This window comes from Ensifer sp. MJa1, assembly GCF_037026475.1.
GTDB lineage: Bacteria > Pseudomonadota > Alphaproteobacteria > Rhizobiales > Rhizobiaceae > Ensifer.
This window is the reverse complement of the sequence record NZ_JAKUMO010000003.1, coordinates 161,142-172,914: the sequence shown is the minus strand read 5'-3', so window position 1 is coordinate 172,914 and position 11,773 is coordinate 161,142. Positions and strand designations below refer to the sequence as shown.

Here is an 11,773-nt window from a genome sequence, read left to right as displayed (position 1 = left end):
TGACCCATGGCCGTTTCAACTTCTCCCCCCGCTGACCTTGCCGCCGCGCTCGTGCTTGAGCCGGTCGCGGCGGCCGATTGGCTGGTGATCCTCCCGGTCGCCTGGTGCCTGACCGTTGGCGCACTGCTGGTGATGCTGCGCCGAAAGATCGATTGGCACCCCTTTGTCTCCGTCGCGGGTCTGGCGGCGCTCGTGCTCATCGATGTCCTTCTTCTTCGCCACGTGCTTGCAAGCGGCCCGGTGACGATGGTCATGGGGCGCTGGCTGCCGCCCTTCGGCATTGCCTTTACGGTCGATCTGACAGGGGCGCTCTTTGCGTTGACCGCCTCCGTCGTCGCCCTTGCCGGCGGGATCTATTCGATTGCCGATATCAACGACAGCGGCCGGCGATATGGTTTCTACCCATTCCTGATGCTGCTGATGGCCGGTGTTTCCGGCGCGTTCCTCACCGGCGACATCTTCAATCTCTACGTCTGGTTCGAGGTGCTGTTGATCTCGTCTTTCGGGCTGATCGTGCTCGGTTCCGAGCGGGAGCAGATCGACGGCGCGGTGAAGTACGGTTTCCTCAACCTGGTCGCGACCACGCTGTTTCTGGTAACGACAGGCTACCTCTATGCGAGCTTCGGCACGCTCAACATGGCCGACATCGCCAGCAAGGCGGAGGGCCTCGCCGGCACGGCGCCGCTGATGACGCTGACGGCGATGTTCCTGCTCGCCTTCGGCATGAAGGCTGCGGCTTTTCCGGTCAACTTCTGGCTGCCCGCCTCCTACCACACGCCACGCGTCGTGGTCTCGGCGCTGTTTGCCGGCCTTTTGACCAAGGTCGGCATCTATGCCCTGATACGAGTTACCGTCATGCTGCTGCCGGTCGAACGCGAGGAACTGAGCTTTGTCATCGCCATTGCCGGCGCATTGACGATGCTCGTTGGCGTCTTCGGTGCGCTCGCGCAGTCCGACTTCCGCCGCATGCTCGGCTATCTCGTGATTTCCGGCATCGGATCGATCCTGGCGGGGGTTGCCGTCGGTGGGCCAGGTGGAATTGGCGGGGCGATCTTCTACGCGCTGCATTCGATGCTGGTCATGACGGCTCTCTACCTCGCCTCGGGCGTGGCAGCGAAGCTTGGCGGCAGCTTTTTGCTGTCTGCGCTTGCCGGCCTTTACCGCCGCCATGCCGGTTTCGCGGCGCTGTCGCTGATGCTCGCCTTCGCCGTGTCCGGCCTGCCGCCGTTTTCGGGGTTCTGGCCGAAGGTCATGCTGGTGAAGGCAGCACTCGATATCGGCGCCTGGTGGCTGGCTGCGGTCCTGCTGCTCACCGGCTTCCTGACGACGATTGCCACGGGCCGCTTCTTCCTGCTTGCCTACTGGCGCGATACGGTGAACGACACAGCCGCAGCCGCGTCGGAAGTCTCGTTCGCTGCCCTGGCGCCACTCGCCGCCCTGACGCTTCTGGCGCTGGCGATCGGCCTTTACCCCGAGCCTCTGCTCGCGACCATCCAGAGCGCTGCGGCCGGGCTTGCCGAACCCTCGGCCTATCTGAACTCGGTCTTTCCGGGAGGTGCCCCGTGATCAAGTTCCTCACCATCAACCTCGTGTTCACCGCGATCTGGGGGGCGATCAGCGCCAGTTTCACGCCGGCTAACCTGGTTCTCGGTTTTGCCGTCGGTGCCCTGTCGCTCTTTCTGATCCGGCGCGAGCTTGAGCCCGTTGCCTATCCGGTGCGCCCTTTCAGGCTTTTCCTGCTGACGGCGTTGTTCTTCAAGGAGCTGGCGATCTCGGCGACCAAGGTGGCGCTGATGGTCATCCAGCCGAAGATGGTGCTGAAACCCGGCATCTTTGCCTACCCGCTGACGGTCAAGAGTGATTTCGAGATTGCGTTGCTCGCCAACCTCATCACCCTGACGCCGGGGACCCTGTCGGTTGATGTATCCGACGACCGCAAGACGCTCTACGTGCACGCGCTTGATTGCGCTGATCCTGGCGGCCTGCGGCGCGACATCGCCAATGGTTTCGAACGGCGGATCAAGGAGGCTTTCGAATGAGCCTGCCAGACCAGATCGAAGCCTTCGCAACCGGTTTCGCATTTATCGTACTGTCGGTTGCACTGCTGATTACCGTCTGGCGCATCATCCGCGGCCCGACCTTGCCGGATCGGGTGCTCGGCCTCGACATGCTGGTGGCAATCGCCATCGGTCTGATTGCCGTTGTCGCCGTCCGCACCGGTTTCAATCTCTACATCGACATTGCCATTGCGCTCGGCCTCGTCGGCTTCCTAGCAACCGTCGCCTTTGCCCGGTTCATCCTGGCGCGTGGCCTTTCACCCGAGAGAGCGGGTGCCGAGCGCGTTAGCGCGTCCCAGGCCAGGGCAACGCAGCGCAGGCGCAAGGGAGGACGCCGATGATTCCGTTCTTGGAAACCGCGCTCAATCTCTTGGTCGCGCTTCTTTTGGTCGTGGGGGCGATATTTTCGCTTCTTGCCGCGATCGGCATCGTGCGCTTCCCGGACCTTTATACCCGTATGCATGCCGCCTCGAAGGCCGGAACAATTGGTTCGGGCCTGCTGCTTCTGGCAGCCGGTGTGCATTCGCTGGACGCCGCTATATTGATTCGCGCACTTGCGGGCTTCTTTTTCTTTGTCCTGACTGCGCCTATATCGGCTCATCTCTTGGCAAAAGCCGCTCACCAGGCTGGATACAGACTTACGAAGCTGTCCGTCATAGATCAGCTTCCGCAAAAAGAAGAGCCAGGTCGTCGCTGATCGACAGCATTTCTGAATCTGTATTTCAGAACTTTGCGATGCAGTGTGGCCAATTTAGCAATTTGGAGATAAAGTTGCTAACTAGCGCTAAATTTATGTTTGGACTTTTCGCGCAGTGATGTTAATCGAGTAAATGTAAAGTGTCGTCGTGGAAAATACTTTGATCTGAAATTCCAGCTTGAGTTGTGTATGTTGATTGTTGCTTAGAGAGTTCGGTCGTCCCTGTGACTCGGCAGCAGGTTTCGTAATCAAAATTCCAACTCTTGATATCGCGGCAAGCGTTTGTCCTTGCTGCGCTTGATGGTCTATCCCAAGGCAGCGAAGGCTTCCTGACGACTGTTGCAAGCGTTCCTCCCCCGAGACGCCGTTTCGGGTTGTGCTGAAGTCCGATAGGAGAAAGAAATGACTGAAACAGCGCTTGGCGCGAGCCATGAACTTCTGGTTGAACTGACGGCGGAAATTGTTGCCGCTTACGTCAGCAATCACGTGGTTCCGGTCGCCGAGCTTCCCACGCTGATCGCAGATGTGCATTCGGCGCTCAACAACACAGCGGCACCGGCGCCGGTCGTGATCCCAGTCGAAAAGCCGAAGCCGGCCGTATCGGTTCGCAAGTCCGTCCAGGACGACCAGATCACTTGCCTGGAATGTGGCGGCACTTTCAAGTCGCTCAAGCGTCACCTGATGACCCATCACAGCCTGTCGCCGGAAGAATATCGCGAGAAGTGGGACCTGCCGACCGATTACCCGATGGTCGCGCCAGCCTATGCGGAAGCGCGCTCGCGCCTTGCCAAGGAAATGGGCCTCGGCCAGCGCCGCAAGCGTCGCGGCAAGTAAGCGTAAGGCTTCGCAGGAGGAAGCGGGCAGCCTTTAGGGCGGCTCGGCTGCGAGGGTGGAGAGTTTCAATCACAAAGGCCGGGCCAGAGCGTCCGGCCTTTGTGCGTCAAGGGTCCCGCACGCGTTCACTGATCCGGCTTTCAGTGCGGTCTGGGAGGCCCGATATTGTCGGCACAGAACGTTGCGACAACGCTTCCAGCGTGGACGCGCAAGGAAGGCGCGGAATTCTCGACGGCGGCCAGCATCGGCCGCTGGTATCGGTGAGCGGAAGGGACGGCTGCCTGTCAGGCAGCCAGACGAAGCTTTGCCTCGTTCTTGATCCTGCGGATCATCGAGCGCAGCCCGTTGGCACGCTGCGTCGAGAGATGCTCGATCAGGCCGATCTTGCTGAAAGTGTCGATCGCATCGATCTTGGCAATCTCCGAGGCAGGCTTACCGGAGTAGATCGCGAGAACAATCGCAACGAGGCCGCGCACGATGTGCGCATCCGATTCCCCTTCAAAGGTCAGCACCGGGTCTTCCAGATTTCCGCCCGTATGGGTCACGAGCCAGACCTGGCTTGCGCAGCCCTGGACCTTGTTCTCCTGGGTACGCTTGACCTCCGGCATTTCAGGCAGCGCCTTGCCGAGCTCGATCACGTAGCGATACCGGTCCTCCCATTCCTCGAGGAAGGCGAAATCGTCGATGATCTGGTCAAGCGTCGTCATGATCCGGGTCCAGTTGTCAGGGCATTATACGCCTGCGGCCCTCTGCCGCGAACGATGTTCGTCCCATTGAGCGCCGGCTGCCGTCGCTCGGCCGCCGGGTCGTCTGACCCCATATAGGTGATGGCGACGTCGTTGAGAACCGCGAATTGCTGCTCCCGTCGTCGTTGTTGCGCGCAGTGCGGCTAAATCGAAACGCTTGACGGGGCCGCAGAGCCCAGCGCGGCCAGGCCAGTTCCAAATCCATCGAGGCTGCCGATCGCTGCCGACAAGACGTGGCTTGCCCTGCGTGCATCGTCGGCGTCGCGTCCAGCGCCTTCGGTGCGCAGATCCTGTTCCGCCTTTCGCAACACTTGCTTCAACTGTTCGGCAACGCTCTTGAACTCGTCGACCATGCGCCCCTCGGAACCGGATCGCGCGTCGATCTCAGCGAATTCGCGGTAGGCGCGCTCAACGAAGCTCGTCTGCCCGTTCGCCTCGCTGGTGACGTCAGCCGCCTGCGCCTTGCTCGCCTGCGACGCGGCCGTCGCGATGCCGGCGACAGCCGCAATACTTCCGTCCGCACCAGTCATGCCGCTGCCGGCAAGCTGCTGTGCCGCTGAGCCGAGCTGTTGTGCAAGCTGTTTGGCAAGTCGCGCCAGCGTGTCGGGATCCGACGCCCAGAAGCGGAGCGCCTGGAGTTGCTGCTTGATTTCGTCGAGCTTTTTCTTGGCAGTGGCCGCCCGGGTCGCCGAGCTTTCCGTATCGGCGCCGAGGAGCGTCGCAAGCGATGCCGGATCCTTTTGCTCGGACGAAATCGCGTCGCCGCCGGTCGACGCAGCGGTCGATGTCGGTTTCATCGCGCCCGCGTTCGAAAAAAGCCCATAGATCTGCATAGGTGCCTCCGCTCGTCTGGCCGTGGACATAAGCAGCGATGGCTTGAGCGTGGCTGGCTCTGGTGCGATCAGCGGTTGCGCCTAAAAAGAAAACGCCGCGAGGGGATGGGATCCTCGCGGCGGCCGCAACGGGCGGCAAGTCAGGCAGTAAAGTCAGGCAATGGTGTGGGTGAAGCCGCGCGCCGTTACTGCGCCGCAGCGGCCTTCGGATCGAGACGCTTTTCGGGAACCGGCGTGCGCTTGAAGACGGGTTCGGCGTCGATCGTGCTTGCCTCGGCAGCCTGGTCGGCAACACGGGCGGCCGCTGTGACCGTGCCGGTCATCGCCGGTGTGACCGTACCGGTCATCACCTTGGCGTCCGGCTTGGTCGCATCGGTTTCAGCAAACTGGGTGTCGAGGAACTCATAGGCGATGCGGGCGCCTTCGCGAGCCCGGTGCCCGAGGGCGACGAAGGTTTCAGCACCCTTCTCGCAGATTTCGGGCTTCTGGATGCAGATCGCGCTGATGTACTGGAACGCCTCATTGGCTGCAGAGAAGGTGTCGCCGAGCTCTACCTTGGGTGCATGCTCAAGCTTCTGGGAGCTCGACGGATCGAGGAACGGCAGCAGCACCAGCACCAGCGAAAACCAGAATGTCGCCTTGATGAGAAACCACATGTTCTGCCCATCCTTCGTTTGGCTGCCTAGGCCCACCGGTCTTTTAGCCGGTCTTTCCACCTTCGGCATCCGCCAGCGCCGTTGTATCCCCTGATACCCGTTCACGCTGCTGTCATTTCCCTCGGGGCCGGTTGGCGTTTTCAAACGACACCCGGCCCTTTGTTGAGGTCGACACTAGGCCGGGAATCACAAGACGCCTTTTCGAAAACGCCCGGCATTTGCTTCAAATTTTAATGAAATGGCCGTCTTGCGTGCTTTGTCGGGCATTTGTGTCGCATTTTAGCTTTCGCCGTTAAGGTTCGTGGCAAAGCCCGGGGCGCGAAGCCCGAAAGCACCGGCAATCGCACCGAATCGGCGCGCCACAATCGTTAACAGTGTGCAGAAAATGCACAGAAATCCGTTGCTTACGCCCCGTTAACCACAAGAAATGAAGGTCGCTCGTTTTGCTTCAAAACGGGATTTTTGCGCCGTTTCGCGCCGTTCCGGCACGGTCGCGTTTATTCTTTCATTAAGCCGGGGATGCGAGATTCCGACATGTCCCGAGGCGATCTGAATCGCGACCCGCACGAAGCGGAAAACGATCAAACCAGCCTCGCAAGAACAACAATTGTAGCAGGGTAAAGCGTGAGCGTATTGCGTAACATGGCTGGCAGATGGGCGTCCCGCGTGGACGAGATCGCGGCCCTGTGGCTGCCCCGTCGTGAGGCTTCGTCGTTTGCCAGCCACCGGGAGGCCAAGCACCTGCGCACGATCGCGGCCGTCTCATTGACGGCGCTTCCGGTGGTGCCGCTCGCGCTGTCGCTCGCCATGCCTGTGTCTTCCGCCCTTCCGCTCGGCACCGCTCTGTGGGCTTCGGCCTCGTTGCTGGTTGCGGCCGTCGCCATCGCGCGCCGCCCGGCGCCGGGGGCCGAAGCAGCCGTTGCTGCAGACAACGCATTGGCGGACCTGTCGGCAGCCTATGACCTCTTCGCCGGTCTTGTGACCGTGCACGACCTGCGCGGCAACGTCGTTTCGGTTCACGGCCGTGACGCCGCCGAGCATCTGAGCCTGATGCGTGACCCCTCGGGCCGCGGCTTCATCGAGCAGATCCACGTTTCCGACCGCATTACCTTTCTGAGCGCCATCGATATCCTCAGGCAGGGTGGCGACCGGGCGACGGTCGATATCCGCATCGAACGGCGAAAGCTGCCGATCGAGGGCGAACAGTTTGTCTTCATGTCCTGCGAACTGGCGCCGCTTCGTGATCGCGATGGCCGCCTGACGGCGATTCTTGCGCAGTCGCGTGACGTCTCGCAGGAGGCAGGGCTGCGCGCCGAAGCAGCGGCAAGAACAGCGGAAGCCGTATCGGCGAATGACGCAAAGACCCGTTTCCTGGCCGCCGTCAGCCACGAGTTGCGCACGCCGCTCAATGCCATCCTCGGGTTCTCCGACGTGCTCGCCGGCGAATACTTCGGCAAGCTCGAGAATGACCGCCAACGCGAATATGTCGGCCTGATCCACAAGTCGGGCGAGCATCTGCTCTCGGTCGTCAATACCATGCTCGACATGAGCAAGATCGAGGCAGGGCGCTACGAACTGATGCCGGAGCCGTTCCGTGTTGCCGAGGCGGTTGCCGCCTGCGAGGCGATGCTATCGCATCAGGCGGCTGAAAAGGGCGTCAAGCTGGCGAGCCGCGTGACCCGCGGCGTCGGCGAAATCAACGCTGATCAGCGCGCGTTCCAGCAGGTTCTCATCAATCTGGTCGGCAATGCCATCAAGTTCACCGATCACGGCGGCGTCGTGACCATCGATGCTGAAGCTGATGGTGCAATGCTGAAGCTGTCGGTAAGCGACACCGGCATCGGCATCGCTGCCGACAAGCTGGCGTTGCTTGGTCAACCTTTTGTCCAGATCCAGAATGACTATACCCGCCGCTATGAAGGCACCGGCCTCGGACTTTCGCTGGTCAAGGGCCTTGTTGCGCTTCACGGCGGCAACCTTTCGATCCGCAGCCGCGAGGGCGAAGGCACCGTCATCGTCGTCACGCTTCCGCGCGACGGCTCCGGCATCGCCTGTGCCGAGCGCGACGAGCAAAGTGCGTCGGTGACTGTTGAGTTTCCGCCGCGCTTGCGCGACGGCGACGTGAGCCCGGCCGCCGAAGGAGGGCGGCTTGAGGACGCAAGTGTGAACGAGGAACCGGGATATGGCGCCGCGCAAGCGAAAACAGCCTGAACGCAGGAAGGCCGCGCAGCGTACGCCCGGCCTGGCCGTGCGCGGGCTGGCCCTTGCCGGACAGGGTGTTGGGCTCGCCGGCCGCCTGATGGCGCGCCATCCGCTGGTCTCCGGCGGTTCGGCTGCGTTCATCGTGGTGTTCTCTTTCGTCGCGGCCAATGCCATGTGGTATCAGCATGGCATCCATCCATCGCCGCTCCTGCGCACCCGGGTTCCGCTCGTCAGCCCCGAGACGGCGCAACGGATCGCCATTGCCAAGGGCGAAGACGTCGAGCAGCGCAATGTCACCACATTCGTCATCGAGCGCGAAGGCGAGGTCAAGGCGGACAACGTCGAGGATGTCATTGCTCAGGCGTCGGCGGACCTGTCGTCGGACAAGCCATCGCCGGAGCGTGTGGCGAGTGTGCCGGATCAGGCCCATGCGAAACTCATCGCCGATGTGCAGAAGGAACTGACAAGGATCGGTCTCTACGAGGGTGTTCCGGACGGGCGCAACGGCCCACGCACGGCCGCCGCGATCCTGCGCTTCGAGCAACGGGCCGGCCGCACCGAAACAGGGGAGGCCAGCGCCGAGTTGCTGCAGGCGCTTCGGGTCGCCGGCCAGCAGCACGCCGCCGCCATGCCGGCCAGCAGGCCCTATCAGGAGCAGAAGGACGCAGGCGCGCCGGTAGACCCGGTCGCCGCTGCCATTCGTTCCGCCGAAAAGGACGGCCAGATGATCCCGCGCGCCGAGATTCCGGCTTCGAGCGAACTGGTGCTGAACATTCAGAAGGGGTTGAGCAACCTTGCCTATGCCGATGTCGCCGTCGATGGCGTTGCCGGCGAGCAGACGCGCGCGGCGATCCGCCACTTTGAAAAGCACTATCGCCTGCCGCAGACCGGCGAACCCAATCCCCAGGTTCTGAAGAAGCTCAAGGAGATCGGCGCGCTGTGACGCGCGCCCGTTCCGAGCGTCAGGATTTGCCTGCATCGGCCAGCCCGTGTATCTGGCTGTCATGCGCTTGAAGTCCCATATCTTCGTCTCGTCCCTGCTACGCCGTGCCTTTGCGCTCGGCGGTTATGCGGCTGTGCTGCGCAAGGGGGCGGAAGAGGCCGGCGCGATTTTCATCCGCCAGCGAACGCGGCTCGGAACCGAGACACTATTTGCCCCCGCGCCGCAGAATTACTTCGATGACGAGGCTGATGTCGGACGCAAGTTCGAGGCGAGGCTTCGAGACAGTGACGGCGAGCGGGTTGACGCAGCACTTGAGAGCGAGATCCGGTTCGACCCGGACTGCTGGATCGTCGAGATCGAACTGGACGATCATGGCGACCTCTTCGAGGTTGTCCCCGAGGAGGGGACTGGGCGGTCCTAGATCGCGGCAACAAGCGTGAGGCGGTCAGGCACGCAACGTTGCCGGAGCCACGGCACGCACCGTTGGGCAGCCTATGTACAGGCGCGCGTCTAAAGCCCGCGGAATCTGCGTGAGCTCGCTTCGGTTTGACGAAACCGGAAAGTCCTGACGAGACGATCGTCGCGCGCCTTGGGATGCGGATTTAGCCGGTCGAAGCGCCGCGGCCTAGCCGCGCCGCCTGCCGAAGAGCCGCTGTGGCGTGGCATAGCCGGAAGCCGCCGCAATCCTGTGTGGCGTGACCTGGCGTGAATCGTTGGCCGGGTTGTCGGAAAAATAGGTCTCGTGGCGTGCGGCTTGGGCCTCGCCCTCGGCATCCGCCACCAGCCAGGCCTCGAGCTGCTCGCGGCACTGCTCGCGGTCCATCGCGCCGATCAGGGCTTCGGCATGGCTCGTGTCGCCGAAAGGTTCGCTCAGATGCGGATAGAGCGCCCTAAGCACGAAGCCGGCATCGGCCGGGGCGAGTTCCAGCGCGACCAGGCTGGTTGCGAGCCGCTGACCGGAAATGTCGAGCAGGATGCGCTCGACCTGCAGGTCGTGTGCACCGAGCGCATCGCCAAGGACGCGTGAAAACAGGATGAGTTCGCCGCTGCGGGCAAAGCGCACGAGCAGGGCTGCATGCACCTCGCCGATTGCTGCGGACGGCGGCGCCGGGTGCGCAGCTTGTGCGCTTGTCCGCGCCAATGCCTTGATCTCGCGTCGGAGCGCTTCCTCGCGGGCTGCACGCCTTGACGCGGTTTCGCCGTCAGGCGCGTTCTGTTCGAGCGCGGCGTGTTTGGCTCCGCTACGGGCGGCGAGCCCTGGCGGATTGTGGTGTTCGACCAGCGCATCGATCACGAGAGGCGACAGGGCCGCGCGGCGGGCAATCGCTGCTGCATGCTCGGCGCCGTTCCCACGGATGATCGCAACAAGCGTCCGGTCGGTTATCGCCTGCGAGCGAGTGAGGAAAATGGCGGCGATCGAGATCGGCATGCCGCCGATGAGGGCGGCGACGGGTTCGGGTATCTGTGGGCATTGGGAAAGTGCGGCCGCCGCCTGCCGGCGCGCCTCGTTGCTGGAACCGAGGAACAGCGGTTCGAACAGCTCTGCAAACTGCTTCATGTCGGATTTGCGAGGAAAGCGCAGGCTCTCGAATCCGGTGACGGTTGCCATCAGGACCACGTCCTTCAAGCGGCCGGTCTGTGGCCTTTCCAACTCACGAAAGCGATCCGTCACGATAATTCCCTGCACGCAAAACATGATCGCCATTGCCGGTGATCCGGAACGGCACACGTCGTAAAAAGTAGAAGAAAAGCGTTAGCGCACTGTTAACTATGGATGTTGGAGCTTTATTCAGGCTTGCGGCACCTGCGTGGCGGGTGACGGTGTGGCACGATCATCGTCAAAAGGCCATTTGCCCGGGGACATCCTCTTCATTAGCCATAAAAAATCCACATGCGGCCATGAGGTATCGCGGCGACGGTGAAGGGCTCCGGACGCCCGCCGACGTTTGGGGGCCAGTTGAAGAGGGGCCTCCTGATGGGAGATATGGAACTGTGAAGAAGTTTATTCTGCGCGCGGCGGCGGTCTGCGCGCTCCTCGTCGCCCCGGCGATGGCCGAGGCTGCGGAAGGCTTTGCCACCGCCAATGTCAACATGCGCTCCGGCCCGAGCACCCGGTATCCGGCTGTGTCGCTGATCCCGGCCGGCGAATCGGTCGAAATCCATGGATGCCTGGCCGATCTTCCGTGGTGCGACGTTTCGTTCTACGGCGGGCGTGGTTGGGTCGCCGGGCGTTACGTCCAGGCGGACTATCGCCGCAACCGCGTTTATGTCGAGCCGCGTTACTATCGTCCGCTCGGAATCCCGACGGTGGTCTTCCAGTTCGACAACTATTGGGACCGCAACTATCGCGGCCGCGACTTCTATCGCGATCGGGATCGCTGGCGCCGCGGACCGGATTGGGTCGAGGGCCGTCGCGATCGCCGCGATTGGGAGCGCCAGCGCGAGCGTGATCGCCGCGCCGACCAGCGCGACTGGGAGCGCCGGCAGCGCGACGAGGAATGGCGGCGCCGCAACGATGAATGGCAGGGCGAACAAGCGGAACGCGAGGATCGCCGCGACTGGGAACGCGATCGCGACCGCGATGGCATCAGGGTCCGCCAGGACGACGGAATCCTCTACGAAGGGGCTCGACCGGCGCCTCTGGTTCGTTGCCAGGTCGACGATCCCTATTGCGAGAACTGACAACGGTTCGGTTCGATTGGAAACGGGCGGCTCTTGGCCGCCCGTTTGCGTTTGCTGGCTCAGATTTGGCGGTTCGGGCGGAACCAAACGCCACCGGGCGCGTTGATCGGGCGCAGGACAAGG

General features: G+C 62.6%; 13 protein-coding genes. 9 read left to right on the top strand and 4 right to left on the bottom strand.

Going from position 1 to position 11,773, the window contains the following annotated elements; translation table 11 throughout:
• The first annotated feature begins 6 nt into the window (after nt 1-6).
• The 5 genes from MKZ91_RS05935 to mucR all read left to right on the top strand — a co-directional run bounded on the left by MKZ91_RS05935 (nt 7) and on the right by mucR (nt 3,588).
• The gene (locus tag MKZ91_RS05935) at nt 7-1,566 is read left to right on the top strand and encodes a Na+/H+ antiporter subunit D (protein WP_336168989.1); all 1,560 of its coding nucleotides are present in this window, start codon (nt 7-9) and stop codon (nt 1,564-1,566) included.
• Entirely contained in the window at nt 1,566-2,039 is a 474-nt protein-coding gene (locus MKZ91_RS05930; protein ID WP_336169396.1) for a Na+/H+ antiporter subunit E, read from the top strand. The genes MKZ91_RS05935 and MKZ91_RS05930 overlap by 1 nt, the downstream gene beginning before the upstream one ends.
• On the top strand, nt 2,036-2,398 hold the full coding sequence (locus MKZ91_RS05925) for a cation:proton antiporter (protein ID WP_336168987.1): 363 nt from the start codon (nt 2,036-2,038) through the stop codon (nt 2,396-2,398). The genes MKZ91_RS05930 and MKZ91_RS05925 overlap by 4 nt, the downstream gene beginning before the upstream one ends.
• Nucleotides 2,395-2,754 carry a monovalent cation/H(+) antiporter subunit G gene (mnhG, locus tag MKZ91_RS05920; protein ID WP_336168986.1) on the top strand — a complete coding sequence of 120 codons (360 nt, stop codon included), beginning with the start codon at nt 2,395-2,397 and terminating at the stop codon, nt 2,752-2,754. The genes MKZ91_RS05925 and mnhG overlap by 4 nt, the downstream gene beginning before the upstream one ends.
• Before the next feature lie 402 nt (nt 2,755-3,156).
• Entirely contained in the window at nt 3,157-3,588 is a 432-nt protein-coding gene (gene mucR / locus MKZ91_RS05915) for an exopolysaccharide biosynthesis transcriptional regulator MucR (protein WP_336168984.1), read from the top strand.
• Between the two features lie 284 nt (nt 3,589-3,872).
• On the opposite strand, the gene MKZ91_RS05910 is transcribed toward mucR, so the two are convergent.
• From MKZ91_RS05910 to MKZ91_RS05900, 3 genes are all read right to left on the bottom strand, one after another.
• Nucleotides 3,873-4,295 carry a SufE family protein gene (locus tag MKZ91_RS05910; RefSeq protein ID WP_336168982.1) on the bottom strand — a complete coding sequence of 141 codons (423 nt, stop codon included), beginning with the start codon at nt 4,293-4,295 and terminating at the stop codon, nt 3,873-3,875.
• A 182-nt stretch (nt 4,296-4,477) separates the two neighbouring features.
• A complete protein-coding gene (locus MKZ91_RS05905) occupies nt 4,478-5,167 on the bottom strand; it encodes a hypothetical protein (protein ID WP_336168981.1) in 690 nt (229 codons plus the stop codon).
• 185 nt (nt 5,168-5,352) lie between these two features.
• Nucleotides 5,353-5,823, bottom strand: coding sequence for a DUF5330 domain-containing protein (locus MKZ91_RS05900; RefSeq protein ID WP_336168980.1), 471 nt, complete (start codon nt 5,821-5,823; stop codon nt 5,353-5,355).
• A gap of 642 nt (nt 5,824-6,465) precedes the next feature.
• Between MKZ91_RS05900 and MKZ91_RS05895 the strand changes: the two genes are divergently transcribed.
• From MKZ91_RS05895 to MKZ91_RS05885, 3 genes are all read left to right on the top strand, one after another.
• Nucleotides 6,466-8,034 (top strand): sensor histidine kinase, encoded by a 1,569-nt coding sequence (locus tag MKZ91_RS05895; RefSeq protein ID WP_336169395.1) that lies wholly within the window; start codon nt 6,466-6,468, stop codon nt 8,032-8,034.
• Nucleotides 8,006-8,968: a peptidoglycan-binding domain-containing protein gene (locus MKZ91_RS05890; RefSeq protein ID WP_336168978.1), complete on the top strand. Its 963-nt coding sequence runs from the start codon at nt 8,006-8,008 to the stop codon at nt 8,966-8,968. Before MKZ91_RS05895 ends, MKZ91_RS05890 begins: the two co-directional genes overlap by 29 nt.
• A 61-nt stretch (nt 8,969-9,029) precedes the next feature.
• Nucleotides 9,030-9,389, top strand: a complete 360-nt coding sequence (locus MKZ91_RS05885; RefSeq protein ID WP_336168976.1) for a DUF1491 family protein — start codon at nt 9,030-9,032, stop codon at nt 9,387-9,389.
• A 204-nt stretch (nt 9,390-9,593) separates the two neighbouring features.
• Here MKZ91_RS05885 and MKZ91_RS05880 read toward each other — a convergent pair whose 3' ends face one another.
• Nucleotides 9,594-10,664 (bottom strand): DUF2336 domain-containing protein, encoded by a 1,071-nt coding sequence (locus MKZ91_RS05880; protein ID WP_336169394.1) that lies wholly within the window; start codon nt 10,662-10,664, stop codon nt 9,594-9,596.
• 296 nt (nt 10,665-10,960) lie between these two features.
• On the opposite strand from MKZ91_RS05880, the gene MKZ91_RS05875 reads away from it, so the two are divergent.
• The gene (locus tag MKZ91_RS05875; protein ID WP_336168974.1) at nt 10,961-11,650 is read left to right on the top strand and encodes an SH3 domain-containing protein; all 690 of its coding nucleotides are present in this window, start codon (nt 10,961-10,963) and stop codon (nt 11,648-11,650) included.
• Nucleotides 11,651-11,773: the final 123 nt, after the last annotated feature.

Bases quoted from the DNA above. Each gene is read 5' to 3' on its own strand.
- MKZ91_RS05935 (WP_336168989.1), top strand. From the start codon at position 7: ATGGCCGTTTCAACTTCTCCCCCCGCTGACCTTGCCGCCGCGCTCGTG.
- MKZ91_RS05925 (WP_336168987.1), top strand. From the start codon at position 2,036: ATGAGCCTGCCAGACCAGATCGAAGCCTTCGCAACCGGTTTCGCATTT.
- mnhG (WP_336168986.1), top strand. From the start codon at position 2,395: ATGATTCCGTTCTTGGAAACCGCGCTCAATCTCTTGGTCGCGCTTCTT.
- mucR (WP_336168984.1), top strand. From the start codon at position 3,157: ATGACTGAAACAGCGCTTGGCGCGAGCCATGAACTTCTGGTTGAACTG.
- MKZ91_RS05910 (WP_336168982.1), bottom strand. From the start codon at position 4,295: ATGACGACGCTTGACCAGATCATCGACGATTTCGCCTTCCTCGAGGAA.
- MKZ91_RS05905 (WP_336168981.1), bottom strand. From the start codon at position 5,167: ATGCAGATCTATGGGCTTTTTTCGAACGCGGGCGCGATGAAACCGACA.
- MKZ91_RS05900 (WP_336168980.1), bottom strand. From the start codon at position 5,823: ATGTGGTTTCTCATCAAGGCGACATTCTGGTTTTCGCTGGTGCTGGTG.
- MKZ91_RS05895 (WP_336169395.1), top strand. From the start codon at position 6,466: ATGGCTGGCAGATGGGCGTCCCGCGTGGACGAGATCGCGGCCCTGTGG.
- MKZ91_RS05890 (WP_336168978.1), top strand. From the start codon at position 8,006: ATGGCGCCGCGCAAGCGAAAACAGCCTGAACGCAGGAAGGCCGCGCAG.
- MKZ91_RS05885 (WP_336168976.1), top strand. From the start codon at position 9,030: ATGCGCTTGAAGTCCCATATCTTCGTCTCGTCCCTGCTACGCCGTGCC.
- MKZ91_RS05880 (WP_336169394.1), bottom strand. From the start codon at position 10,664: ATGTTTTGCGTGCAGGGAATTATCGTGACGGATCGCTTTCGTGAGTTG.